This window comes from Pantoea sp. PA1 (assembly GCF_056856975.1).
Genome location: NZ_JBXGEE010000002.1, coordinates 461,648 through 484,385, shown reverse-complemented (window position 1 = coordinate 484,385; position 22,738 = coordinate 461,648). Strand labels below are relative to the sequence as shown.

Sequence of the window (22,738 nt, the reverse complement as noted above, 5' to 3'; positions counted from 1 at the left end):
GGGTGTGTTCCTTATCTGTGTCTAATACGTTGAATAATCGGGAGCCTGTCAAAGCACAAGCAGGCAGGCTCGTCGCACATGTCCGTACGATCTTTGTCGCACGTTATTCCTTACGTTGCTGTAAACGACGCAGGGAGCGTTCTCGACGGCTCTGCTCCCGACTTCTGTCCAGCAAGATTTCCTCTATGAACGCCAGGTGACGGTGTGAAGCCTCGCGCGCTTTTTCTGGCTCACGGGCCACAATCGCCTCAAAGATTCTGGCGCGGTGACCGCTCACTTTTGCCAGCATTTCCCGGCGAGAGTAGAGCAATTCGAAATTCTGACGGACGTTTTGTTCCAGCATAGGGCCCATTGAGCGTAGCAAATGCAAAAGCACCACATTATGGGCCGCTTCTGTGACAGCGATCTGATACTGCATCACGGCGTCCGCTTCGGCGTCTAAATCGCCGCTATCCTGCGCCTGCTGGATGTGCACATGGCAGTCGCGAATGCGCAGCAGATCTTCTTCTGTGCCGCGCAGCGCCGCGTAATAGGCGGCGATGCCCTCTAAGGCATGACGCGTTTCCAGCAGGTCAAACTGTGATTCCGGATGGTCTGCGAGAAGCTCAACGAGTGGATCACTCAGGCTTTGCCAGAGATGCTCCTGTACGAATGTTCCGCCGCCCTGACGGCGCAGCAACAATCCTTTCGCTTCTAAGCGCTGGATCGCTTCGCGGAGAGACGGACGTGAGACATCGAATTGTTTGGCGAGTTCGCGCTCAGGGAGCAGCTTCTCTCCCGGACGCAGTGTCCCTTCCATAATCAGGGATTCGAGCTGTTGCTCGATAGCATCTGAGAGCTTGGGTTGGCGAATCTTACTGTAAGCCATCATCCCTTCTTATTAAGCCAGTCGTCCGGAGTAAATTGGTAATACCAATTGTACAGAGGTGGCGGTAAAGTAACAAAGTATTCACCTTGTGTCTATATGGTGTCTGTGACATTCCCCTGCCTCTGAAGCCCGCTCTGACGCTAACTTGCGGTTAAAAAAATGAAAAATTCGCGTTGAGCTGAATGTTAAATAAATTCACTTTTACCAAACCTTACACCTGCTTAGCCCCGAAGCGCAGCGGCATCCATAAGTGAAAGCTATTCGTCATGAACCGCATTTCATGGCAGAAATTTCTCTGGCCTGACGTGACCGGGACGGCGTTTTTTCAGTCAACTCTCAGCACGAAAGGCGAAAGCAGGTGCAAAGCGATTCGCTTATCACTATTCTTGTCGCCAGGGTAGCGCATGGCAGCACTCAGCACGCCAGATACCGTAAAATAATCAATACGTTAATGTAACTACTTCCTTACAGCGAACCGCGCTGGGAACGAAGAATAAAAACATCACGAGGTTTGTATGGAACAACAGCAAGGCGAGGCGCTGAAACGTGGTCTTAAGAACCGCCATATTCAGCTCATCGCGCTGGGTGGAGCAGTAGGAACCGGCCTGTTTCTGGGCAGCGCATCGGTCATCGAATCCGCCGGTCCGGCCGTTATTCTGGGCTATGCCATTGCCGGTTTTATTGCCTTTTTAATCATGCGCCAGCTGGGCGAGATGGTCGTTGAGGAGCCGGTTGCCGGCAGCTTCAGCCACTTCGCCTATAAATACTGGGGCAACTTTGCCGGCTTCGCCTCGGGCTGGAACTACTGGGTACTTTACGTGCTGGTCGCCATGGCAGAGCTCACTGCCGTCGGCAAATATATTCAGTTCTGGTGGCCCGACTTTCCGACCTGGGCCTCGGCAGCCATCTTCTTCGTCATGATTAACGCCATCAACCTTACCAACGTGAAAGTCTTTGGTGAGATGGAGTTCTGGTTCGCCATTATTAAAGTGGTGGCGGTCATTGGCATGATCCTGTTCGGCGGCTGGCTGCTTTTCAGCGGCAACGGCGGTCCGCAGGCGACGGTGCGTAACCTCTGGGAACAGGGCGGCTTTTTCCCGCACGGCATTGGCGGTCTGGTGACGGTCATGGCGATCATCATGTTCTCATTCGGTGGGCTGGAGCTGGTGGGGATCACCGCCGCTGAAGCCGATAATCCGGAAGTCAGCATCCCGAAAGCGACCAACCAGGTGCTGTGGCGCATCCTGATTTTCTACATTGGTTCACTGGCGGTGCTGCTGTCACTGATGCCGTGGAGCCGTGTCACCTCTGAAGTCAGCCCGTTTGTCTTTATCTTCCACGAGCTGGGCGATGCCATGGTGGCGAATGCGCTGAACGTGGTGATCCTGACGGCCGCCCTGTCGGTCTACAACAGCTGCGTTTACTGCAACAGCCGTATGCTGTTTGGTCTGGCTCAGCAGGGCAACGCGCCCAAATCGCTGCTGAAAGTTGACCGTCGCGGCGTTCCGGTCTTAACCATTCTGGTTTCTGCGGTTGCCACGGCGCTCTGCGTGCTGATCAACTACCTGATGCCCGGTGAAGCGTTCGGCCTGCTGATGTCACTGGTGGTCTCTGCACTGGTCATCAACTGGGCGATGATCAGCCTGGCGCACCTTAAGTTCCGTCGTAAGAAAGATCAGCAGGGCGTGACCACCCGCTTCAAAGCGCTGCTCTATCCGGCCGGTAACTGGATTTGCCTGATCTTCCTGGCGGCAATTCTGGTGCTGATGGCAACCACGCCGGGCATGGCCATCTCTGTCTGGCTGATCCCGGTCTGGCTGGTGATTCTGGCGCTGGGTTACTTTATTAAGAACCAGACGCAGAAAGTCTGATCCCTTCTCTTATCCGGTGCGCCTGCTCAGGCGCACCGGCCACTTTCGTTCTGTTACTATTTTTATTGCTGACGGGTAGTGATAATTTTTTCCTGCTTCTCACCCAATAAAGGAAAAAATAACTATGCGTGAACTCGCACCTTCAGAAATTATGGCCGTCAGCGGATGTGGCCTGATTCAGGATATCACCACCGCCGTCGGCCAGCAGGCCGGTTCGCTTTTGGGCAGCGTGATGGGTTCCCTGATACCGATTCCCTTTCTCAACGGCGTGATCTCCTCGGTGGCCAGTACGCTTTTCAGCACCATTGGTGGCTGGATTGGCAGTCTGCTCGGTGGCCTGGTTGAAGGACAGAATAACAGCGCAGCTTAACGATTCTCTGCCGCCCTGCCCCGCTTAATGTGATGTGAACGGGCCCGCGCCTGCGTGCCAGTTCACATTTTTTTGCGCCCGCCCGTTTTGTCCATCTCTGTGACTCAATACTGCCACGCCGTGAATGACTTAAGCGCTGATAATCATTAGCTTCATGGTTTGCAGGAGAAGCACAATGAAGCCCGCGGCACTCACATTCAAAGAAAAACTGGGTTATGGCATGGGCGATGCCGGATGCAACATGATTGGCGGTGCCATCATGCTGTTTCTCAACTACTTCTATACCGACGTGTTCGGCCTGGCTCCGGCGCTGGTGGGCACGCTGCTGCTCTCGGTCAGGGTGCTGGATGCGGTCACCGACCCGATTATGGGCGCGATTGCCGATCGTACCCAGAGTCGCTGGGGTCGTTTTCGTCCCTGGCTGCTGTGGGTTTCCGTTCCCTACGTGCTGTTCAGCGTGCTGATGTTTACCACGCCAGACTGGACCTATCACAACAAGGTGATCTGGGCATTTGTCACCTACTTCCTGATGTCACTGACCTACACCGCCATTAATATTCCTTACTGTTCCCTGGGCGGCGTGATTACCAGCGATCCCGGCGAGCGCGTCTCCTGCCAGTCCTACCGCTTTGTTATGGTCGGCATCGCTACATTGACCCTCTCCCTGTCACTGCTGCCGATGGCGGAGTGGTTTGGCGGCGCGGATAAGGCGCGCGGCTATCAGATGGCGATGGCGGTGCTGGCCACTCTGGGCCTGGCGATGTTTCTCTTCTGCTTTGCTACGGTGCGTGAACGCATCCGCCCTGCCGTTCCCAGCAATGATGACCTGAAAAAAGATCTGCGTGACGTCTGGAAGAATGACCAGTGGGTCCGGATCCTGCTGCTCACCTTCTGCAACGTCTGTCCCGGCTTCATTCGCATGGCGGCGACCATGTACTACGTAACCTGGGTCATGGGTCAGTCAACGCACTTCGCCACCTTGTTTATCAGCCTGGGGGTAATCGGCATGATGGTGGGCAGCACGCTGGCGAAAGTGCTCACCGACCGCTGGTGCAAACTCAAAGTCTTTTTCTGGACCAATATCGCGCTGGCCCTTTTTTCCAGCGGCTTTTACTGGATCGATCCGCACGCCACCCTGATGGTCGTGGTGGCTTATTTTGTGCTGAATATTCTGCATCAGATCCCCTCCCCCCTGCACTGGTCGCTGATGGCCGATGTGGATGACTACGGCGAATGGAAAACCGGTAAACGCATTACCGGCATCAGCTTCTCCGGCAACCTCTTTTTCCTCAAGGTGGGTCTGGCTGTCGCGGGAGCGATGGTCGGTTTTCTGCTCTCAATGTATGGCTACAACGCGGGCGCAAAACAGCAGTCAGCCGAGGCAATTAACGGCATCATGCTGCTGTTTACCGTTATTCCGGGCGTCGGCTACCTGATCACCGCCGGCGTGGTACGGCTGATGAAGGTTGACCGCAAAATGATGCTCACCATCCAGCAGGATCTGGCGCTGCGTCGCGAAAACTTCCACGACTTACACACTGTTCATCTGCACAACCGTGCTGCCACGCCAACCGGAGATGTAAAATGAGCCCAGCCTGGCCGAATCCTTTTATTGAGCAGCGCGCTGACCCGTTTATTCTGCGCCATGAACAGCACTACTATTTTGTCGCCTCAGTACCGGAATATGACCGGCTGGAGATTCGCCGCGCCACCACGCTGGCTGACCTGCGCAGCGCAGAACCGGTGGTGGTCTGGCACAAGCCGGAGAGCGGCCCCTGCAGCGAACTCATCTGGGCACCCGAGCTGCACTATATCGACGGGCTGTGGGTGATCTATTTCGCGGCGGCACCGACGCGCGACATTAAAGAGGGATTATTCCAGCATCGTATGTACGCACTGGTGTGCGAGGCCGGCGACCCGCTGCAGGGCGAATGGCAGCCCTGCCGGCGCGTCTTCAGCCAGCTTGACAGCTTTTCACTGGATGCCACCCACTTCGTGCATCAGGGTAAAAACTGGTATCTCTGGGCACAGAAAGATCCCGCCATTCCCGGTAACTCCAACCTCTATCTGGCGGAGCTGCTTAATCCCTGGACGCTGAAAGGCACGCCGGTAATGCTAAGCCGGCCTGAATATGAGTGGGAGTGTGCAGGATTTAGCGTGAATGAAGGACCGGCGGTCATTCGTCATGGTGACAGGCTGTTTGTTACCTACTCCGCCAGCGCCACCGATGAGAATTACTGCCTGGGCATGCTGTCGATTGCCGCAGAGGCGGACCCGCTCGATGTGACCGCATGGCAGAAATCGGCGCGGCCGGTGTTTGTGTCCAGCTGGGACAATCATCAGTATGGGCCGGGGCACAACAGTTTTACGCAGGATGAGTCGGGGCGGGACGTGCTGGTCTACCATGCGCGAAACTACACGGAGATTGAGGGCGATCCGTTATGGGACCCGAACCGCCATACCCGACTGAAATATTTCAGCTGGCGCAGCGATGGCACGCCCGATTTTGGCGTGCCCCCTGCTGATCACACCAGCGTGCCATAAATCGTCAGCAGCGCTACGGCCACCACCAGCACCAGTGAGGTCCGTTTCGCCAACGCCACGGCCACCCGTGGCGTTTCAACTTTATCCGTGTGCGGATCGCGGGACAGCGAGAACTGCGCCAGGGTGGTCAGCACCTGATACTGAGAACGGTGACGATCGGTCAGTGAGACAAACCAGGCGGGCAGCGCCTTTTCACCGTGACCCAGCAGAGCGTAAGCCACCCCCGCCAGCCGGACCGGTATCCAGTCGAGCAGATGCAGAATACCGTCGACCCCCGATTGCGCCCGCGCCATCGGTGTGCCGTGCTTTGCCAGCCAGCCCTGCCAGGCTCGCAGGAAGGCGTAACCCACCAGCAGCACCGGTCCCCAGGGACCTCCCACCACCAGCCAGAACATCGGTGCCAGATAAAAACGGAAGTTTATCCAGATCAGCGCATTCTGCAGCTCGCGCAGAAATTCGCGTTCGCTGCACTCCACCGGCACACCATGAATCAGCGTCAGCTCCGCCGCCATCGCCTGATGCGCCGCATCGTCGTCATGACTGGCCGCCTTCAGATAGTGATGGTAGTGCTGCCGCACTGAACCGGCCCCGATACAGAGCAGCCCGACCACAATCCAGAACAGCAATAGCACCACGCCAAACAGCACGCCTTTCAGCGTCACCAGCACCAGTGCCGTCAGCGCCATCGCCAGCACGGTCATCAGCAGCGTCCGCATCATGGAGAAGTGGCGGCGATGGCGAAAAATCGGCTCCAGCCGGTGTTCGAGCTGCCAGTGCTCGCCCAGTTTAAACAGGCGCTCCCAGCCCAGAACCAACAACAAGGTAAACAACGTCATACTGACCCCGCAAAAATCAGGATTTTTGCTGCGTTAACAGCTCTCTGTAGTACTCCCAGTCAAAAGCAGGACCAGGATCGGTTTTGCGCGCCGGAGCGATGTCGCTATGCCCGGTAATACGTGCAGGCGTGACCGGATAGTGCTGCAGCAGCAACTGCGTAACCTGCTGCAAAGCCCGATATTGCGCCCCGGTATAAGGCTCGCTGTCAGTTCCTTCCAGCTCGATGCCAATAGAGAAGTCATTGCAGTTTTCCCGGCCCTCAAACTGCGAAACCCCCGCATGCCAGGCGCGCTTATCAAAGGGAACATACTGCACAATCTCGCCGTCACGGCGAATCAGGCAGTGTGCCGCCACTTTCAGTGCCGCGATATCGGCAAAATAGGGATGCGCATCCGGCGGAAGCGTGCCGGTGAACAGCTTATCGATCCACGGTCCGCCAAACTCTCCCGGCGGCAGGCTGATATTGTGAATCACCAGCAGCGACGGTGCCTCATTGTCAGGTCGTTCATTGCAATGTGATGAGGGCACCTGACGTACGCCGGTCAGCCAGCCCTGTTTGATTTTCATACCGGATTTCCTTGTTCTGACTGGCTGAGAATAGCATGAATAATAAAGGATTCTTGCCCCTTAGTGTGTCGGCAGCGTGACATTATCTGATTTCGTGTTAAGGATACTAAACAAAATACGGTTTATGGCTGGCACCGCGTGGCAGTTCAGGCTATTGTGACCGCCTCAGACATCCCCTTTTCTGGAGTGTAAGCCTATGTCTTCTCGTGGTTATGATCCCGACAGCCGCCGTCAGGCGCTGATTAAACGCATTGAAAGTGACATCCCGGATGCCGTTGCGCTGGCGTTAAAGGAGGATCTCGGTGGGGAGATCGACGCCGACCGCGATATCACCGCACAGCTGTTACCGGCCGACACCCAGGCCCATGCGCAGGTCATTACCCGCGAAGCCGGTGTTTTCTGTGGTAAACGCTGGGTCGAAGAGGTGTTTATTCAGCTGGGCGCGCACGCCACCCTGAACTGGCACGTCAGTGATGGCGATCCGATCAAGGCTGACCAGCTGCTGTTTGAAATTGAAGGCCCGGCCCGCCTGCTGCTGACCGCCGAGCGGACGGCGCTCAATTTTGTGCAGACGCTCTCCGGCGTGGCGACCGAAGTCAGCCGCTATGTTGCGCTGCTGGCAGGCAGCCAGACCCAGCTGCTGGACACGCGCAAAACCCTGCCCGGCCTGCGGACGGCGCTGAAATATGCCGTGCTCTGCGGTGGCGGCAGCAATCACCGGCTCGGCCTCTCTGACGCCTATCTGATCAAAGAGAATCATATTATCGCCAGCGGGTCGATTGCTCAGGCGGTGGAAAGAGCGCAGTGGTTACAGCCCGACGTGCCGGTTGAAGTTGAGGTGGAATCGCTGGAGGAGTTACGCCAGGCGCTGGAGGCCGCCGCTGACATTGTCATGCTGGATAACTTCAGCCTGGAGGAGATGCGTACCGCCGTCGAACTGAATCAGGGGCGGACGCTGCTGGAAGTTTCCGGCAACGTTACCGAAGCCACCCTGCCGCAGATCGCCCTGACCGGCGTGGACTACGTTTCGGTTGGCGCACTGACCAAACATGTCCGGGCGCTGGATCTCTCGATGCGTTTTCAGCAAAAGTAAACCGCAGCGGCACGGTCAGTGCCGCTGCCTCTGTCCGCGCATTCTGCTGACCCGCCCGCGCGGCCACACGTTTTGCGACCTCGCTTACAGCGCCATTGCTACTGCGTTGTAACGACGCACATTCTTTCGGTGATCCTTTCCAGCCTGAAAACTCGCCACTGTTTTTCACCGCCCCCGCTTTCTACCCTGTCGACTTCTTAATCAGGAGACGATGGAATGAACTATCAACGTGGATTTACGCTGGTTGAACTGATGATTGTGGTCGGCATTGTGGCGATTCTGAGTGCCATCGGCCTGCCCGCCTATCAAAACTATCTGCAGCGCGCCGCGCTTACCGACATGCTGCAAACGATGGTGCCCTATAAAACCGCCGTCGAACTCTGTGCCATGGAGCGCGGCGGCCCGACGCAGTGTCAGGCCGGACAGGCTGGTATCCCTGCTGCGAAAGGATCGCGCTACGTTTCGGCACTGAGCGTCACTAACGGGGTGATTACACTGACCGGCCAGGAGAGTCTGAATGGCCTGAGCGTTGAAATGGTGCCGATTCATGATGCCACGGATGGCAGCATCAGCTGGCAGCGCAGCTGCACCAGCAGCAACAACAATCTGCGCGACAATTGCCTGGAACAGTTCCGCTTTGCGGATAAAGGGGCCAGCGATGAATCCGCCTGACGACGCAATAACAGCACTCTGCCAGCGCTATCGCGCGCTGATTTTGCAGCATGATGCCGATCGGTTACGCGTTGCCGTAGCGGAGAGCGTTCCGCCCGGCCTCTCTGAAGCGCTTCACTTTGCCAGTCAGTGTCAGATTGACATTGAATGCTGGCCTCAGGCCCGCCTGGATCAACGTCAGCATGCCGACACGGGGCGGGTCGCGCGCGAAGAGACACCCGCTGAATCGGCGATTGAAGCCGCCGAGCTGATTCTGCGTCAGGCGCTGGAACGTCGCGCCTCGGATGTGCATATCGAACCCGGCGCTGAGGGGATGCGGGTGCGGCTGCGTATTGACGGTGTCCTTCACCCGCTCTCTTCCCTGCCTGTGACCCAGCCTGCGGCGCTGCTGGCGCGCCTGAAAATCCTCAGCGGACTGGATATTGCCGAACGCCGGTTGCCCCAGGATGGTCAGTTCAGTCTGGCGATCGCCGGTCAGTCAGCCTCCTTTCGTCTGGCAACGTTACCCGTGTATGGCGGTGAAAAAGCAGTCATCCGGCTGTTGCAGAGTGAAAGCGCGGCGTTGTCACTGGATAAGCTCGGCCTCCCCCCTGCGCAGCTGCGCCTCTTCATGGCGGCGCTGGCCCAGCCGCAGGGGCTGATCCTGGTCACCGGGCCGACCGGCAGCGGCAAGACATTTACCCTCTACAGTGGACTCAGCGCCCTGAACCGGCCAGAAAAAAACCTGTGCAGCGTGGAAGATCCGATTGAGATCCCGCTGTCCGGCATTAATCAGACGCAGATCCATAACCGCAAGGGGCTGGATTTTAACCGTGTGCTGCGGGCGTTACTAAGACAGGATCCGGACGTCATTATGGTCGGAGAGATCCGCGATGCCGAAACGGCAGAGATTGCAGTGAAGGCAGCGCAGACCGGCCATCTGGTGCTTTCAACCCTGCACACCAACTCTACCGCCGAGACGCTGACGCGGCTGCGGCAGATGGGTATCCCCGGTTATCTGCTGGGCCCGGCGCTGAAGCTGATCGTGGCTCAGCGCCTGGTCCGGCGCCTCTGCCCCCATTGCCGTCAGCCGGCTCAGGCGGTGGCGCACTACCCCGCAGAAATCTGGCCCGGCACGCTGCAGACCTGGCGGGCGCCCGGTTGCGATCACTGTTTCTCCGGCTACTTTGGCCGGCTGGCGCTGTTTGAACTGCTGCCGATCAATGCCAGGCTACAGAATGCCATTGCTGCTGAGATGCCGCTGGAGAATCTGCTCACGCTGGCAAAACAGCAGGGATTGCGCCCCCTGCTGGTTTCCGGTCTGGAAGCCGTAAGCCGGGGCGACACCTCGCTGGAAGAGATGCAGCGGGTCATCGGGCTGGACGATGGCTGATGCAGCGCTGTTCCGCTGGCAGGCGGTAGATAGCCAGGGGCAGTTGCGCAGCGGTCAGCTGCTGGCGGTTGACAGTGAAACCCTGCTGCGGGTGCTGGCGCAGCGCGACCTGCTGCCCGTGAGCTGGAAGCGGGAAAAGGGCTGGCGTCAGTCGGAATGGAAGTGGCAGCAGAAGAGCGATCTGATACGCCAGCTGGCGACCCTGCTCAAAGCCGGTCTGCCGCTGGCAGAGAGTCTGGCGTTGCTGGCAGAGGGGCATCCGCATGCAGGCTGGCGGGCATTGCTGCTCGCCCTGCATTATCGTGTGCTCAGCGGTGCCCCTTTTTCTCAGGCATTACGTGAATGGCCACAGATTTTTCCGGCGCTCTATCCGGCACTGATGGAGGTGGGTGAACTGACCGGTCAGCTCGATGTCTGCTGCGAGGAGCTGGCCCGCCAGCAGATCCGGCAACAGCAGTTAGGTCAGCAGGTGGTGAAAGCGTTGCGTTATCCGCTGTTCATCCTGCTGGTGGCCCTCGCTGTCACCTGCGGCATGCTGCTGTTTGTGCTGCCTGAGTTCGTTGCCGTCTATGACGCCTTTGACGCGCCCCTGCCCGCCTTTACGGCAGCGGTGATGCAGCTATCAGCCCTGCTTCAGGCATGGGGAGGCGTCCTCGCTTTCGGCGTAACGCTGATACTGGCGATTGTGTTTCAGTTGCGACGACGCTCTGCGGAGTGGCAGCGCCGCGAACAGGCGCTTTTGCTGCGCCTCCCGCTGCTTGCCGGATTATGGCGGGGGATGCAGCTGACGCAGATCTACACCATCCTGACGCTGACGCAGCGTGCCGGGTTGACCCTGTTGCAGGGACTGGCCGCCGCAGAAGTGACGCTCTCTGCCCTGCTCTGGCGGGAGGCCATGGCCGCCCTCCAGCAGCACATTGCTCAGGGTCATCCCCTGCATCAGGCATTGATGCATCATTCGCTTTTCACGCCGTTATGTGGTCAGCTGATTCGGGTCGGCGAAGAGGCGGGGGCACTGGATGTGATGCTGGCGCGTCTGGCGGAGTGGCACGAGGCAGAGACCCGCAAACGTGCTGATACCCTGGCGGCGTCGCTGGAGCCGGTGATGATGGTGGTCATTGGCGCTATCGTCGGCTCGCTGGTAGTCGCGATGTATCTGCCCGTATTCGGTCTGGGTGATGCGATGCATTAAGGGGCGCCGGATGCGCCCCGGACGATTACCGGTTGAATACGCGGTTTTCCTGCTCATTGACCCGGATGAAGGTCGTGCGCTTGGTCAGCTCTTTCAGACGCTCAGCCCCGACGTAGGTGCAGGCGGACCGCAAACCTCCCAGAATATCCCGTGCAGTATCAGCCACCGGGCCACGTAGTGGCAGCTTCACCGTTTTACCTTCGGCAGCCCGATACTGGGCGACACCGCCGACATGACGTTTCATCGCCGATTCAGAACTCATGCCGTAAAACAGCATGAAGCTTTCGCCATTTTCTTCGACGACCTGCCCTTCACACTCATCGTGTGCCGCCAGCATGCCTCCCAGCATCACAAAGTCCGCTCCGCCGCCAAAGGCTTTCGCAATATCGCCTGGCACCGAACAGCCGCCATCACTGACAATCTGTCCACTTAAGCCATGGGCCGCATCGGCACATTCGATGACGGCAGAAAGCTGCGGATAGCCCACGCCGGTTTTCACCCGGGTCGTGCAGACCGACCCCGGACCGATGCCAACCTTAACGATATCCGCACCCGACAGAATCAGCTCTTCCACCATCTCCCCTGTCACCACATTACCGGCACAGATGGTTTTCGCGGGAAACATCTCACGAGCGCGCTGCAGAAAATCAACAAAATGCTGCGAGTAACCGTTGGCCACGTCGATGCAGATAAACTGCAGATCGTCGGACAGCGCCATAATGGCGACCAGCTTGTTCAGATCGTTTTCAGAGGTGCCGGTTGACACCATCACATGCTTCAGAACCGTGGCGGGGACGCGCTGAATAAACGCCCGCCACTCCTCCACGCTGTAGTGCTTGTGAACGGCGGTGAGAATATCAAAACTGGCCAGCGCCTCAGCCATTAAAAAGGTGCCGACGGTATCCATGTTGGCCGCGATAATCGGGACGCCGCTCCAGCTCAGGCGGGAGTGCCGGAAGGTGAAGCTGCGTTCCAGCTCGACCTGCGAGCGGCTTTGCAGCGTGGAGCGTTTGGGCCGGATTAAGACATCTTTAAAGCCCAGTTTCAGATCTTCTTCAATACGCATAAACAGTGTCCTGGTAGGTGGCAACAACTCGCCGTTCGCGAAATAAGCACGGTTCCAGTGACGTTATATTACGCGCCTCTGGCGACGCGACAAGACTGCGAATTTCACTTTATTTACGCTACAATCCGTAAAATTTATTGCTGCTTTACTGGTGTGATCTGTCGCTCATTTTTGCGTTTTTTGTTCAGATCATTACCCTGAACCTATGTCCATATGAGAAGCCAGGTGAGAAACATGCCCTATACCGTCGCGCTCACAGGAGGAATCGGCAGTGGTAAAAGCACGATAGCCGGAGCCTTTGCTGCGCTTGGTGTGGAAATTATTGATGCTGACCTGATCGCACGCGAAGTGGTCGAGCCAGGCACTCCCGCTCTGCAGGCCATTGAGGCGCGCTTCGGCGCATCGATCGTGACCGGACAGGGAACGCTTGACCGTGCTCGCCTGCGCGAAATTATTTTCCAGCAGCCCGAAGAGAAAAGCTGGTTAAACGCGCTGCTGCACCCGCTGATTAACGCCCGGACGCGACAGCTGATCGCCCAGGCGGCCTCACCTTATGTGCTCTGGGTGGTGCCACTACTGGTAGAAAATCAGTTACAGCACCAGGCTGATCGGGTGCTGGTCGTGGATGTTGATGAGGAGACGCAGTTAGCCCGTACCCGACAGCGCGATGGGCTCTCCCTGGAGCAGGCGCAACGTATTCTTTCCGCGCAGGCGACGCGCCAGCAGCGCCTCGCCTGTGCCGACGATATTATTGATAACAGTGGCGAGCCCGATGACGCCTTGCCACAGGTTGCCGGACTTCACCAGCGCTACCTCTGGCTGGCGGCAACGAAACAGGATTAATAACATGAGCACACCCGTTCTGTTTGAACACCCACTGAATGAAAAAATGCGGACCTGGCTACGGGTTGAGTTTTTAATTAATCAGTTAGACGAAACGACCCCGCTGGATAAAACCGTCAATGCACTGACCTTTTTCCGCCTCACCGGCGAGTTGCTCGACATTTGCGAGCGGGGCGATATTCGCACAGAGCTGCTGAAAGAGCTGGAGCGTCAGCAGCAGAAATTACGCGCCTGGGCGGATGTGCCGGGTGTCGATATGACGCGGGTTGATGCCCTGAGCGATAAACTCAAAAGTCAGTCAACCCGGTTGATGAATGCACCACGGATGGGGCAGCAACTCCGCGAGGATCGTCTCATTGCCCTGGTTCGCCAGCGTCTGAGCATTCCTGGCGGCTGCTGCAGTTTTGATTTGCCGGGTCTGCACATCTGGCTGCATCTGCCACAGGAAGTCCGCGATGCGCAGGTTGAAGCCTGGATGCAGACCCTGGAGCCACTCCATCATGCCCTGGCGATGGTGCTGGATTTGATCCGCCAGTCGGGTTCGTTCCATACGCAGACCAGCCTCAATGGCTTTTATCAGGATAATGCCGAGGATGCCGATCTGCTGCGACTGCAGCTGTCGCTGGATGATGCGCTCTATCCACAGGTGTCCGGCCACAAAAGCCGCTACGCCATTCGTTTTATGCCGCTGGACAGCGAGCGCGGCGAAGTGCCCGCCCGTCTTAACTTCCAGCTGGCCTGTTGTTAGAGGTAACTATGCAGCAAGAAGTCATGACCGTCTCCTGTCCGCAGTGCGGCAAAGAGGTGATCTGGGATGAACTCAGCCCGTTTCGGCCGTTTTGCAGTAAGCGCTGTCAGCTTATCGATTTAGGGGAATGGGCTGCCGAAGAGAAACGCATTCCCAGCAGCGATGATATGAACGACAGTGAAAACTGGAGCGAAGAAGATCGCTGACAGAAGGATGGGGCGCACTGCCCCATCCGCTCAGAGCTCGCCGGCGACCAGACGCGCAATCAGCTGATGATTCGCGGCCGGAAATTCGTCGGCGACCAGCGCCTGCTGATCAACCCAGCGCTGCGGCTGCCCCTCTTTACCCCACGGCTCTCCCTTCCAGCCTTCGACCAGAAAGAAATGCAGCGTTACGCGCAGATCGTCATAGGTATGGTCGGCATGACCAATCGGGCGCGCATCGGTCACTTCAATACCGGTTTCTTCATGGAGTTCTCTGACGAGCCCCTCTTCCGCGCTTTCGCCCGCTTCAATCTTGCCGCCGGGAAACTCCCATTTGTTCGCCATGTAAGACGTTGACGCGCGCTGGGCAAGGAAAATTTGTTTACTGGCATTGCGAATGATGCCAACCGCAACCTGCAGGTGCTTCATGGAAACTGTCCGGTCGTAATGAGTGAGGGCTGATTTTAGAACATGCTATAGCGGAAGTTAACCGCTTTACGTCTGCTCTGGCGAGATGGGCCGCGGGCATAAAAAAAGGAGCCAGCGGCTCCTTTTTCATCAGCATTGCGTATCAGGCGATACGGCCATGACACTGCTTGTATTTCTTACCGGAACCACACGGGCAGGGATCGTTGCGGCCGACTTTACGTTCACCGCTCTGCTCTGCCGCCGGTTCTGCCAGCGCATCCTCTTCTACGTGGCTCAGCTGCTGCTGCTGCGCCAGACGCTCGGCTTCTTCACGACGCTGCTGCTCCATCGCTTCAACCTCTTCAGGCATACGCACCTGAACCTTGCTCAGGGTACTGATCACTTCATACTTCAGTGATTCCAGCATCGCAGCGAACATGGCGAAGGATTCGCGCTTGTACTCCTGCTTCGGATCTTTCTGCGCATAGCCACGCAGATGGATGCCCTGACGCAGATAGTCCATCGCAGCCAGATGCTCTTTCCACAGCGAATCCAGCGTCTGGAGCATCACGCCTTTTTCGAAGTTACGCATCATCTCGGCACCGACGATCTCTTCTTTGGCAGCATAGCTCTCGGTCGCGTGGGTCATGATGCGCTCACGCAGCACTTCCTCGTGCAGATCCGGCTCTTTATCCAGCCATTCCGCAATCGGCAGGTTAAGATCGAAGTCGGCGCGCAGACGCTCTTCCAGCCCTGGCACGTCCCACATCTCCTCCAGTGACTGCGGCGGAATGTAGGTATCGATGGTCGCTTTGTAGACATCGTGGCGAATGCTGTTAATGGTTTCGCTCACATCAGAGACATCCAGCAGCTCATTACGCTGGCTGTAGATAGCGCGACGCTGATCGTTTGCCACATCATCATATTCCAGCAGTTGCTTACGAATATCGAAGTTACGGCTTTCAACTTTGCGCTGAGCATTGGCGATCGCTTTGGTGACCCATGGATGCTCAATCGCCTCGCCGGGCTTCATGCCCAGTTTACGCATCATATTCGACACGCGATCGGAGGCAAAAATACGCATCAGCGCATCTTCCATTGAGAGGTAGAAGCGTGAGGAACCGGCATCACCCTGACGACCTGCGCGACCACGCAGCTGGTTGTCGATACGGCGGGACTCGTGACGCTCGGTACCGACGATGTGCAAACCACCTGATGCCAGAACCGCATCGTGACGAACCTTCCAGGCCGCTTTGATCTCTTCGATCTGCGCTTCGGTCGGATTCTCCAGCGCCGCCACATCGGCATGCCAGCTGCCGCCCAGCATAATATCTGTACCACGACCCGCCATGTTGGTGGCGATCGTTACCGCACCCGGCTGACCCGCCTGCGCCACGATATCCGCTTCGCGGGCGTGGAACTTGGCGTTCAGAACGTTGTGTTTGATACCCGCACGGGTCAGTTCGTTAGAGACCACTTCCGATTTTTCAATCGAGATCGTCCCCACCAGCACCGGCTGACCGTTAGCAGTACGCTCACGGATATCTTCGATAATAGCGTCGATCTTCTCTTTCTCGGTCATGTAGACCAGGTCAGCCAGATCTTTACGTACCATCGGACGGTTGGTCGGCACCACGATAGTGTCGAGTTTATAGATGGAGCTGAATTCGAACGCTTCAGTGTCTGCGGTACCGGTCATACCGGCCAGCTTCTCGTAAATACGGAAGTAGTTCTGGAAAGTGATAGAGGCCAGCGTCTGGTTCTCGTTCTGAATCTCTACCCCTTCTTTCGCTTCAATCGCCTGATGCAGACCATCGGACCAGCGACGACCCTGCATGGTACGGCCGGTGTGTTCATCAACAATCACGACCTCGCCATCTTTGACGATATAGTCCACGTCGCGGGTAAAGAGCGCATGAGCACGCAGCGCCGCCGTAACGTGATGCATCAGCATGATGTTGGTCGGTGAATAGAGTGACTCACCCGCTTCCATGATGCCCTGGCTGACCAGCAGCTCTTCCACCTTAACCAGACCGCGCTCGGACATGTGAGCCTGACGCGCTTTCTCATCGACCCAGAAGTCACCTTCACCCTGATGGGTTTCGTTATCTTCCTTATCCTGACGAACCAGATGAGGGATGATTTTGTTCACTTTGGTGTAGAGGTCAGAACTGTCTTCTGCCGGACCGGAGATAATCAGCGGCGTACGCGCTTCATCGATCAGGATGGAGTCGACCTCATCCACCAGCGCGTAATGCAGTTTACGCTGTACGCGCTCTTCCGGGCTGAAAGCCATATTGTCGCGCAGGTAGTCGAAGCCATACTCGTTGTTGGTGCCGTAGGTAATGTCTGCAGCGTAGGCTTCGCGCTTCGCTACCGCAGGCAGGCCCGACATATTGATACCAATGCTCAGGCCAAGAAACTCGAACAGTGGACGGTTGTTTTCCGCATCGCGCTGAGCCAGATAGTCGTTGACGGTCACCACGTGAACGCCTTTGCCGGAGAGTGCGTTCAGGTAGGCTGGCAGGGTCGCGGTCAGGGTTTTACCTTCACCGGTGCGCATCTCAGCGATGCAGCGGTCGTTCAGCACCATGCCGCCAATCAGCTGAACGTCGAAGTGACGCATGCCAAACACACGTTTACTGGCTTCACGCACTGTCGCAAAGGCTTCAGGAATCAGGCTCTCCAGCGATTCGCCTTTTTTCAGGCGCTCGCGGAACTCGTCCGTTTTGGCTTTCAGTTCATCATCAGAGAGCTTCTCGAAATCAGGCTCCATCTTATTGATGACATCTACCACTTTGCGCATGCGGCGCAGCGTACGATCGTTGCTGCTGCCAAAAACCTTGGTCAATATTTTGCTTAACATAATCAATAGTTTCTCAATTCAGCCGGCGCTTGCCGGACTGCGAAATCTTAACAGAGTGAATAAAACCAAAAATATTAGCAGAACAATCGGGCAGGTCCGGCGCGAATGCCATGCACGCTGGCATGCCACTCAACCCATGAGCGGGTTACGGCGGTGAAAAGCGGGGGTGCCGTCATCAGCTGCGGGGCGGTATGCCGCGCAGAATGAGACGTCAGTAAGTTATGCAGTGAATCAATCAGCGCCAGCTTTTGTGCCGCCAGCGGTAAAATCTGTGGCTCCGCCTGGGCCTGTGGCGCCAGCGTGAACGAAAGATGACGGATAACCGTACGGATGGCGTGCTGATGCCAGTAATCCACGCTGAAGCTGGGACGGCGGGACGCTTCCTGAAGCCGTATCAGGTGGTCAAAACGTGCGGCACTGCCCAGAAAAAGGCTGCTGGCCGGAGATTCTGAAGAGGTGCTGAGTTCGGAGTTTTGCGCACAGGCTGGCAGGCCAAAGCTGGCCGCGACCATCCCTAACAGGAGATGGGGCCAGAAATAGCGTCTACCCAATTGTCGCCAGCGCTGAAGAATCCCGATCACACCCTTTCCATTGCGCATGCTCCTGCGCCTTTGTTTTCGTTCAACCGCCGCATGCTGCAACGGATTTCGGCCTGTAAAAGCGCCACAGATAGTATCATTAATGTGGGGCATCCACACCTGAGATTAAAGTGGCGGTGTGAGAAAAGGCGAGCGATTGTTCAGCAATTCAGCAGAACAGACAAGGCGTTACGAGAGAGGTCACACAATTGCGACGGAGAACAGGAGGGCAATAAAAAACGGCTGGCGCCGCTGACCGGAGAGGGTGTCAGCATAACCAGCCGTTTCGCGTTCCGGGGTAATTAAGCCAGAACCAGATTCGGTGCTTTGAATGCCAGCGGCAGTTCAGCTTCGTCTTCGAAGGTTGCCCATTCCCAGGCTTCCTGCTTAGCCAGAACCGCTTGCAGCAGCTTGTTGTTCAGTGCGTGGCCTGATTTGAATGCAGTAAATGCACCAATGATGTTGTGACCACACATAAACAGGTCGCCGATAGCGTCCAGCATTTTGTGACGGACAAACTCGTCTTCAAAACGCAGGCCTTCTTCATTCAGTACGCGGAAATCATCCAGACCTATCGCACAATCTAAGCTACCGCCCAGGCACAGGCCTTTAGACTGCAGATATTCGATTTCACGCATAAAGCCAAATGTACGCGCCCGGCTGATCTGACGAACAAAGGCATCAGCAGAAAAGTTCATCGCATAACGCTGTGAGCTGGAATCGATAGCCGGGTGTTTGAAGTCGATGGTGAAATCAAGCGAGAAACCGTTGTACGGTTTGATCTCGGCCCATTTATCACCCTCTTCCACACGCACGGTCTGCTTAACGCGCACGAATTTCTTCGCGCTGTTGAGCTGCTCGATACCCGCATCCATCAGCAGATAGATAAACGGTGCTGCGCTGCCATCCATGATCGGGATTTCCGGAGCATCGACTTCAACAATAATGTTATCGATACCCAGACCGGCCAGGGCGGCATTGAGGTGTTCGACCGTTGAAATACGCACGCCGTCATCATTCACCAGGCAGGTACTCAGCATGGTGTCGCGCACGTATTTTGCATCAGCCGGAAAATCTACCGGTGGATTCAAGTCGGTGCGACGATAGATGACCCCGGTGTTAGCCGACGCAGGGCGTAATGTCAGGGTGACTTTTTTGCCGGTATGCAAACCGACACCCGTCGCCTGAACAATACGTTTTAATGTCCTTTGTTTGATCATCGCATTATCTCGCAATATTACCTTTCCGACCGCCAGTATACTTTACCAGCGGGCAGACACTTTAGCACAAAGAGCGGAGAACCCCAATTATAGGGTTAATCCTAATCGGCCTGCTTGCGTAAAAAGGCCGGAATATCAAGATAGTCGGGCTCTTTGTTCGACTGCGCAGCCTGGTCGTTAACCACTTTAGCAGCGGGTTTCTGCTCCTGCGGCAGCGGTGACATACCGTGCTGCTGATAGCGATGATCCATCACAGGCTGGCTGGCTGGCTTGTTAGTGACCAGCGTAATTTCCGGACGCTTGTCCATGCCGATACCGGTTGCCACCACGGTGACGCGCAGTTCGTCGTTCATTTCCGGATCCAGCGAGGTGCCGATAACCACGGTTGCGTTGTCAGAGGCGAAGGCGCGGATGGTGTTACCCACGGTTTCGAACTCATCCAGACGCAGATCGAAGCCTGCCGTAATGTTGACCAGCACGCCACGTGCACCAGACAGGTCGATATCTTCCAGCAGTGGGCTGGAGATCGCCATTTCAGCCGCTTCTTCCGCGCGATCTTCACCGCACGCAACGCCTGAACCCATCATCGCATAGCCCATTTCAGACATGACGGTACGCACGTCAGCAAAGTCGACGTTCATCAGGCCCGGACGGGTGATCAGCTCGGCAATACCCTGGACTGCACCTTTCAGCACGTCGTTGGCTGCGCCAAACGCATCCAGCAGGGAGATGCCGCGACCCAGCACTTTCAGCAGCTTGTCGTTAGGAATGGTGATCAGTGAATCGACATGCTTAGAGAGTTCAGCGATCCCCTGCTCGGCAAACGCCATGCGTTTTTTGCCTTCGAAGTTGAACGGCTTAGTGACCACGGCCACCGTCAGGATGCCTAAATCCTTTGCCACTTCAGCCACGACAGGCGCTGCACCGGTACCGGTACCGCCGCCCATGCCGGCTGCGATGAACACCATGTCTGCCCCTTCCAGCGCAGAACGCAGTGCTTCGCGATCTTCTTCTGCAGAGTTACGGCCCACTTCCGGGTTCGCACCCGCACCCAGACCTTTGGTAATGTTGTTACCGATCTGGATCGTCTGGCCGACCGCTGTTTTACGCAGCGCCTGAGCGTCGGTATTCACAGCAAAGAATTCCACACCTTCGATACGCTCGCGTACCATGTGCTCTACGGCGTTACCGCCGCCGCCACCGACGCCGATGACTTTAATCACCGCGTCGTTGGTTAATTCCATAGGTTCAAACATGATTTCTCTCCGTTATGTGCCTGTCGCCTGGAGATCACTAAAGAAAACAGCATGATCTCCTTTCACAAAAATTAAAACTCTTTTTTTAACCAACTGTTAAAACGCTTGAACCAGTTACCTACTGAGACACGCTTTTCGGTCTCTGCATCACCGTTCATGTGCGACTCTTTGCCGTAGTGCAGCAGTCCCACCGCGGTGGAGTAGTACGATTCCTGCGCATAATCAGTCAGGCCAGTAATATTCAGCGGCTGTCCGATACGCACCTGCGTATGGAATACGCGTTGCGCACAGGCCGCCAGTCCTTCAATTTGCGCGGCGCCACCGGTCAGGACAATGCCTGCGGCTAAGTGGTGCTTCACGCCCTGCTGACGCAGTTGTTCCTGTAACTGCAGAATCTCGTCGTTGACCAGATTCAAAAGTTCGGTATAACGCGGCTCAATCACCTCTGCCAGCGTCTGACGCTGCAGGCTGCGCGGTGGACGTCCGCCCACGCTTGGCACTTCAACGTTCTCATCTTTGCCGACAATCGATCCCAGCGCACAGCCATGCCGCACTTTAATCGCCTCCGCATCGGTTGGCGGTGTGCCAAACGCATAGGCGATATCGCTGGTGACGACGTTGCCCGCATACGGTATGACCTTAGTGTGCCGTAAAGCGCCGCCGGTATATACGGCAATGTCCATTGTACCGCCACCAATGTCGACAACACACACGCCCAGCTCACGTTCGTCTTCCGTTAAAACGGCAAAACTGGAGGCGAGGCCGGCAAAAATCAGCTGATCGACTTTCAGCCCGCACCGCTCAACGGCTTTCACGATGTTCTTCGCCATGTCGTTGTGACAGGTGATCAGGTGCACTTTCGCCTGCATACGCACGCCGGAAAGTCCGACCGGGTTCTTAATCCCTTCCTGATAGTCGATGGCATATTCCTGAGGAATCACGTGCAGGATGCGATGCTCATCACGCACACGCACCGATTTGGCGGTATGCACGACGTTCTCCACATCATCCTGAGTCACTTCCTCTTCCGAAATCGGAACCATCCCGATTTCGTTCTGACAACTGATATGTTTGCCCGATAAAGCAAGGTAGACAGAGGAGATCTGGCAATCTGCCATCAGCTCAGCCTGGTCGATGGCACGCTGAACGCATTTCACCACCGACTCAAGGTCGTTTACGCCACCTTTATCCATACCGCGGGAGGGACAGCTGCCCACCCCAATAATGTTGACCATACCATCGGGCAGAATTTCCCCAACCAGGGCGGCGACCTTCGCAGTGCCGATTTCGAGTCCAACTACCAGTTTTCTGTCCGTTGCCTTGATCATTGTTGTTTAGCCTGTGCCTGGTTCTGTTGCTGATTACTGTCCTGTGGCTCCATCACAACCGGTGTCCAGCCAACAGAAGCGCCCGAGTCGTATCGCAAATCCACGTAGCTGATACGTTTGCTCTCGTTCTGACCTTGCTGTTCCAGCACCGGGTAGAGCTCAATAAAGCGATTCAGTCGTTTCATGGTGTCGCTGCGGCCCAGCTCGATACGAACATCATCGCTGGTGACCAGCTGCCATGAACGCCGGGCCGTCATCGACGCCACCTTCAGAGTAAACTTCCGGGCTTTCAGCACATCATCCATGCTGTGATAGCCCGCCAGGACCTCTTTCTCACTCCCTTCAGGTCCATACAGCATTGGCAACGTCTCTTTACCAATGTGGCTGGCAGGCACACTGAAGGAAACCCCATCAGCATCCACCATATGCACATCGTTCCAGCGCGCCACTGGCGTGTACTCCACCAGATGAATCTTTAGCTCGTCCGGCCACTGTTTACGCACGCTGACCTGCTTAATCCACGGCAGCCGCTCGATCTGCTGCTGCAGGATGTCGACATTCTGCGACATAAAGGTGCCCGGTGGGCCAAGCGACAGGATCGCCTGGCGGATATCATCGTGCGTGGTGTAGTGCGTCTGCCCCGTTACCACCAGTCTGGATAACGGCAACCGGGACGCATCATTCATCCACTTCAGCACCACCAGCCCGCCGGAAATCATAATCCCGATGACGATCAGCAGGAAAACAATACCGAACAGTCGGGCTCCGTTACTGCGCCCGGTGCGAGTACGCTCCTGCGGTTCACGGTTTCGAACTCTCATCGCCGCCTGTGACAT

General features: G+C 56.6%; 22 protein-coding genes. 11 read left to right on the top strand and 11 right to left on the bottom strand.

Annotated elements, in window-relative coordinates; translation table 11 throughout:
• Positions 1–103: 103 nt before the first annotated feature.
• Positions 104–868 (bottom strand): pyruvate dehydrogenase complex transcriptional repressor PdhR, encoded by a 765-nt coding sequence (pdhR, locus tag AC1V0D_RS13000; protein ID WP_009092096.1) that lies wholly within the window; start codon positions 866–868, stop codon positions 104–106.
• Positions 869–1,383: 515 nt separating this feature from the next.
• Here pdhR and aroP point away from each other — a divergent pair.
• The 4 genes from aroP (at position 1,384) to AC1V0D_RS12980 (ending at position 5,653) form a co-directional block, all read left to right on the top strand.
• Positions 1,384–2,739 (top strand): aromatic amino acid transporter AroP, encoded by a 1,356-nt coding sequence (gene aroP / locus AC1V0D_RS12995; protein WP_009092097.1) that lies wholly within the window; start codon positions 1,384–1,386, stop codon positions 2,737–2,739.
• A 124-nt stretch (positions 2,740–2,863) separates the two neighbouring features.
• Positions 2,864–3,109 (top strand): hypothetical protein, encoded by a 246-nt coding sequence (locus AC1V0D_RS12990; protein WP_009092098.1) that lies wholly within the window; start codon positions 2,864–2,866, stop codon positions 3,107–3,109.
• 175 nt (positions 3,110–3,284) lie between these two features.
• A complete protein-coding gene (locus AC1V0D_RS12985; protein WP_009092099.1) occupies positions 3,285–4,697 on the top strand; it encodes a glycoside-pentoside-hexuronide (GPH):cation symporter in 1,413 nt (470 codons plus the stop codon).
• Positions 4,694–5,653: a glycoside hydrolase family 43 protein gene (locus AC1V0D_RS12980; protein ID WP_482907531.1), complete on the top strand. Its 960-nt coding sequence runs from the start codon at positions 4,694–4,696 to the stop codon at positions 5,651–5,653. Before AC1V0D_RS12985 ends, AC1V0D_RS12980 begins: the two co-directional genes overlap by 4 nt.
• Here AC1V0D_RS12980 and ampE read toward each other — a convergent pair.
• The gene (gene ampE, locus AC1V0D_RS12975; protein ID WP_058957895.1) at positions 5,635–6,489 is read right to left on the bottom strand and encodes a beta-lactamase regulator AmpE; all 855 of its coding nucleotides are present in this window, start codon (positions 6,487–6,489) and stop codon (positions 5,635–5,637) included. The two genes, AC1V0D_RS12980 and ampE, sit on opposite strands and share 19 nt — an antisense overlap.
• Before the next feature lie 16 nt (positions 6,490–6,505).
• On the bottom strand, positions 6,506–7,057 hold the full coding sequence (gene ampD, locus AC1V0D_RS12970; protein WP_482907530.1) for a 1,6-anhydro-N-acetylmuramyl-L-alanine amidase AmpD: 552 nt from the start codon (positions 7,055–7,057) through the stop codon (positions 6,506–6,508).
• A gap of 196 nt (positions 7,058–7,253) precedes the next feature.
• Between ampD and nadC the strand changes: the two genes are divergently transcribed.
• The 4 genes from nadC to hofC all read left to right on the top strand — a co-directional run bounded on the left by nadC (position 7,254) and on the right by hofC (position 11,386).
• The gene (gene nadC, locus AC1V0D_RS12965) at positions 7,254–8,150 is read left to right on the top strand and encodes a carboxylating nicotinate-nucleotide diphosphorylase (protein ID WP_009092105.1); all 897 of its coding nucleotides are present in this window, start codon (positions 7,254–7,256) and stop codon (positions 8,148–8,150) included.
• A 216-nt stretch (positions 8,151–8,366) separates the two neighbouring features.
• Complete coding sequence (gene ppdD, locus AC1V0D_RS12960) at positions 8,367–8,822, top strand: prepilin peptidase-dependent pilin (protein WP_009092106.1); 456 nt, start codon at positions 8,367–8,369, stop codon at positions 8,820–8,822.
• The gene (gspE, locus tag AC1V0D_RS12955) at positions 8,809–10,194 is read left to right on the top strand and encodes a type II secretion system protein GspE (protein WP_482907529.1); all 1,386 of its coding nucleotides are present in this window, start codon (positions 8,809–8,811) and stop codon (positions 10,192–10,194) included. The genes ppdD and gspE overlap by 14 nt, the downstream gene beginning before the upstream one ends.
• Positions 10,187–11,386: a protein transport protein HofC gene (gene hofC / locus AC1V0D_RS12950; protein ID WP_140924249.1), complete on the top strand. Its 1,200-nt coding sequence runs from the start codon at positions 10,187–10,189 to the stop codon at positions 11,384–11,386. The genes gspE and hofC overlap by 8 nt, the downstream gene beginning before the upstream one ends.
• A 25-nt stretch (positions 11,387–11,411) precedes the next feature.
• Here hofC and AC1V0D_RS12945 read toward each other — a convergent pair whose 3' ends face one another.
• Complete coding sequence (locus AC1V0D_RS12945) at positions 11,412–12,452, bottom strand: GMP reductase (RefSeq protein WP_046101217.1); 1,041 nt, start codon at positions 12,450–12,452, stop codon at positions 11,412–11,414.
• Positions 12,453–12,686: 234 nt separating this feature from the next.
• Between AC1V0D_RS12945 and coaE the strand changes: the two genes are divergently transcribed.
• From coaE to yacG, 3 genes are read left to right on the top strand one after another with little or no spacing between them, the layout of a single operon-like run.
• Positions 12,687–13,295 (top strand): dephospho-CoA kinase, encoded by a 609-nt coding sequence (gene coaE / locus AC1V0D_RS12940; RefSeq protein ID WP_482907528.1) that lies wholly within the window; start codon positions 12,687–12,689, stop codon positions 13,293–13,295.
• Positions 13,296–13,299: 4 nt separating this feature from the next.
• The gene (gene zapD / locus AC1V0D_RS12935) at positions 13,300–14,043 is read left to right on the top strand and encodes a cell division protein ZapD (RefSeq protein ID WP_482907527.1); all 744 of its coding nucleotides are present in this window, start codon (positions 13,300–13,302) and stop codon (positions 14,041–14,043) included.
• 8 nt (positions 14,044–14,051) lie between these two features.
• Complete coding sequence (gene yacG, locus AC1V0D_RS12930; protein WP_009092117.1) at positions 14,052–14,249, top strand: DNA gyrase inhibitor YacG; 198 nt, start codon at positions 14,052–14,054, stop codon at positions 14,247–14,249.
• Between the two features lie 30 nt (positions 14,250–14,279).
• Here yacG and mutT read toward each other — a convergent pair whose 3' ends face one another.
• From mutT to ftsQ, 7 genes are all read right to left on the bottom strand, one after another.
• Positions 14,280–14,675, bottom strand: a complete 396-nt coding sequence (mutT, locus tag AC1V0D_RS12925) for an 8-oxo-dGTP diphosphatase MutT (protein ID WP_009092119.1) — start codon at positions 14,673–14,675, stop codon at positions 14,280–14,282.
• Between the two features lie 142 nt (positions 14,676–14,817).
• The gene (secA, locus tag AC1V0D_RS12920; RefSeq protein ID WP_009092121.1) at positions 14,818–17,520 is read right to left on the bottom strand and encodes a preprotein translocase subunit SecA; all 2,703 of its coding nucleotides are present in this window, start codon (positions 17,518–17,520) and stop codon (positions 14,818–14,820) included.
• Positions 17,521–17,594: 74 nt separating this feature from the next.
• Positions 17,595–18,101: a secA translation cis-regulator SecM gene (gene secM, locus AC1V0D_RS12915; protein ID WP_223812705.1), complete on the bottom strand. Its 507-nt coding sequence runs from the start codon at positions 18,099–18,101 to the stop codon at positions 17,595–17,597.
• A 299-nt stretch (positions 18,102–18,400) separates the two neighbouring features.
• Entirely contained in the window at positions 18,401–19,318 is a 918-nt protein-coding gene (gene lpxC / locus AC1V0D_RS12910; protein WP_009092125.1) for a UDP-3-O-acyl-N-acetylglucosamine deacetylase, read from the bottom strand.
• Between the two features lie 101 nt (positions 19,319–19,419).
• Entirely contained in the window at positions 19,420–20,574 is a 1,155-nt protein-coding gene (ftsZ, locus tag AC1V0D_RS12905) for a cell division protein FtsZ (RefSeq protein WP_009092127.1), read from the bottom strand.
• A gap of 71 nt (positions 20,575–20,645) precedes the next feature.
• Positions 20,646–21,902, bottom strand: coding sequence for a cell division protein FtsA (gene ftsA, locus AC1V0D_RS12900; RefSeq protein WP_009092129.1), 1,257 nt, complete (start codon positions 21,900–21,902; stop codon positions 20,646–20,648).
• A complete protein-coding gene (ftsQ, locus tag AC1V0D_RS12895) occupies positions 21,899–22,738 on the bottom strand; it encodes a cell division protein FtsQ (RefSeq protein ID WP_009092131.1) in 840 nt (279 codons plus the stop codon). The genes ftsA and ftsQ overlap by 4 nt, the downstream gene beginning before the upstream one ends.

What these genes read in the sequence shown, in the direction of transcription:
- mutT (WP_009092119.1), bottom strand. Translation starts at nt 14,675, where the DNA reads ATGAAGCACCTGCAGGTTGCGGTTGGCATCATTCGCAATGCCAGTAAA.
- lpxC (WP_009092125.1), bottom strand. Translation starts at nt 19,318, where the DNA reads ATGATCAAACAAAGGACATTAAAACGTATTGTTCAGGCGACGGGTGTC.
- ppdD (WP_009092106.1), top strand. Translation starts at nt 8,367, where the DNA reads ATGAACTATCAACGTGGATTTACGCTGGTTGAACTGATGATTGTGGTC.
- ampE (WP_058957895.1), bottom strand. Translation starts at nt 6,489, where the DNA reads ATGACGTTGTTTACCTTGTTGTTGGTTCTGGGCTGGGAGCGCCTGTTT.
- aroP (WP_009092097.1), top strand. Translation starts at nt 1,384, where the DNA reads ATGGAACAACAGCAAGGCGAGGCGCTGAAACGTGGTCTTAAGAACCGC.
- hofC (WP_140924249.1), top strand. Translation starts at nt 10,187, where the DNA reads ATGGCTGATGCAGCGCTGTTCCGCTGGCAGGCGGTAGATAGCCAGGGG.
- coaE (WP_482907528.1), top strand. Translation starts at nt 12,687, where the DNA reads ATGCCCTATACCGTCGCGCTCACAGGAGGAATCGGCAGTGGTAAAAGC.
- ampD (WP_482907530.1), bottom strand. Translation starts at nt 7,057, where the DNA reads ATGAAAATCAAACAGGGCTGGCTGACCGGCGTACGTCAGGTGCCCTCA.
- gspE (WP_482907529.1), top strand. Translation starts at nt 8,809, where the DNA reads ATGAATCCGCCTGACGACGCAATAACAGCACTCTGCCAGCGCTATCGC.
- AC1V0D_RS12980 (WP_482907531.1), top strand. Translation starts at nt 4,694, where the DNA reads ATGAGCCCAGCCTGGCCGAATCCTTTTATTGAGCAGCGCGCTGACCCG.
- ftsQ (WP_009092131.1), bottom strand. Translation starts at nt 22,738, where the DNA reads ATGTCACAGGCGGCGATGAGAGTTCGAAACCGTGAACCGCAGGAGCGT.
- ftsA (WP_009092129.1), bottom strand. Translation starts at nt 21,902, where the DNA reads ATGATCAAGGCAACGGACAGAAAACTGGTAGTTGGACTCGAAATCGGC.
- nadC (WP_009092105.1), top strand. Translation starts at nt 7,254, where the DNA reads ATGTCTTCTCGTGGTTATGATCCCGACAGCCGCCGTCAGGCGCTGATT.
- yacG (WP_009092117.1), top strand. Translation starts at nt 14,052, where the DNA reads ATGCAGCAAGAAGTCATGACCGTCTCCTGTCCGCAGTGCGGCAAAGAG.
- AC1V0D_RS12990 (WP_009092098.1), top strand. Translation starts at nt 2,864, where the DNA reads ATGCGTGAACTCGCACCTTCAGAAATTATGGCCGTCAGCGGATGTGGC.
- AC1V0D_RS12945 (WP_046101217.1), bottom strand. Translation starts at nt 12,452, where the DNA reads ATGCGTATTGAAGAAGATCTGAAACTGGGCTTTAAAGATGTCTTAATC.
- ftsZ (WP_009092127.1), bottom strand. Translation starts at nt 20,574, where the DNA reads ATGTTTGAACCTATGGAATTAACCAACGACGCGGTGATTAAAGTCATC.
- secA (WP_009092121.1), bottom strand. Translation starts at nt 17,520, where the DNA reads ATGTTAAGCAAAATATTGACCAAGGTTTTTGGCAGCAGCAACGATCGT.
- AC1V0D_RS12985 (WP_009092099.1), top strand. Translation starts at nt 3,285, where the DNA reads ATGAAGCCCGCGGCACTCACATTCAAAGAAAAACTGGGTTATGGCATG.
- pdhR (WP_009092096.1), bottom strand. Translation starts at nt 868, where the DNA reads ATGGCTTACAGTAAGATTCGCCAACCCAAGCTCTCAGATGCTATCGAG.
- zapD (WP_482907527.1), top strand. Translation starts at nt 13,300, where the DNA reads ATGAGCACACCCGTTCTGTTTGAACACCCACTGAATGAAAAAATGCGG.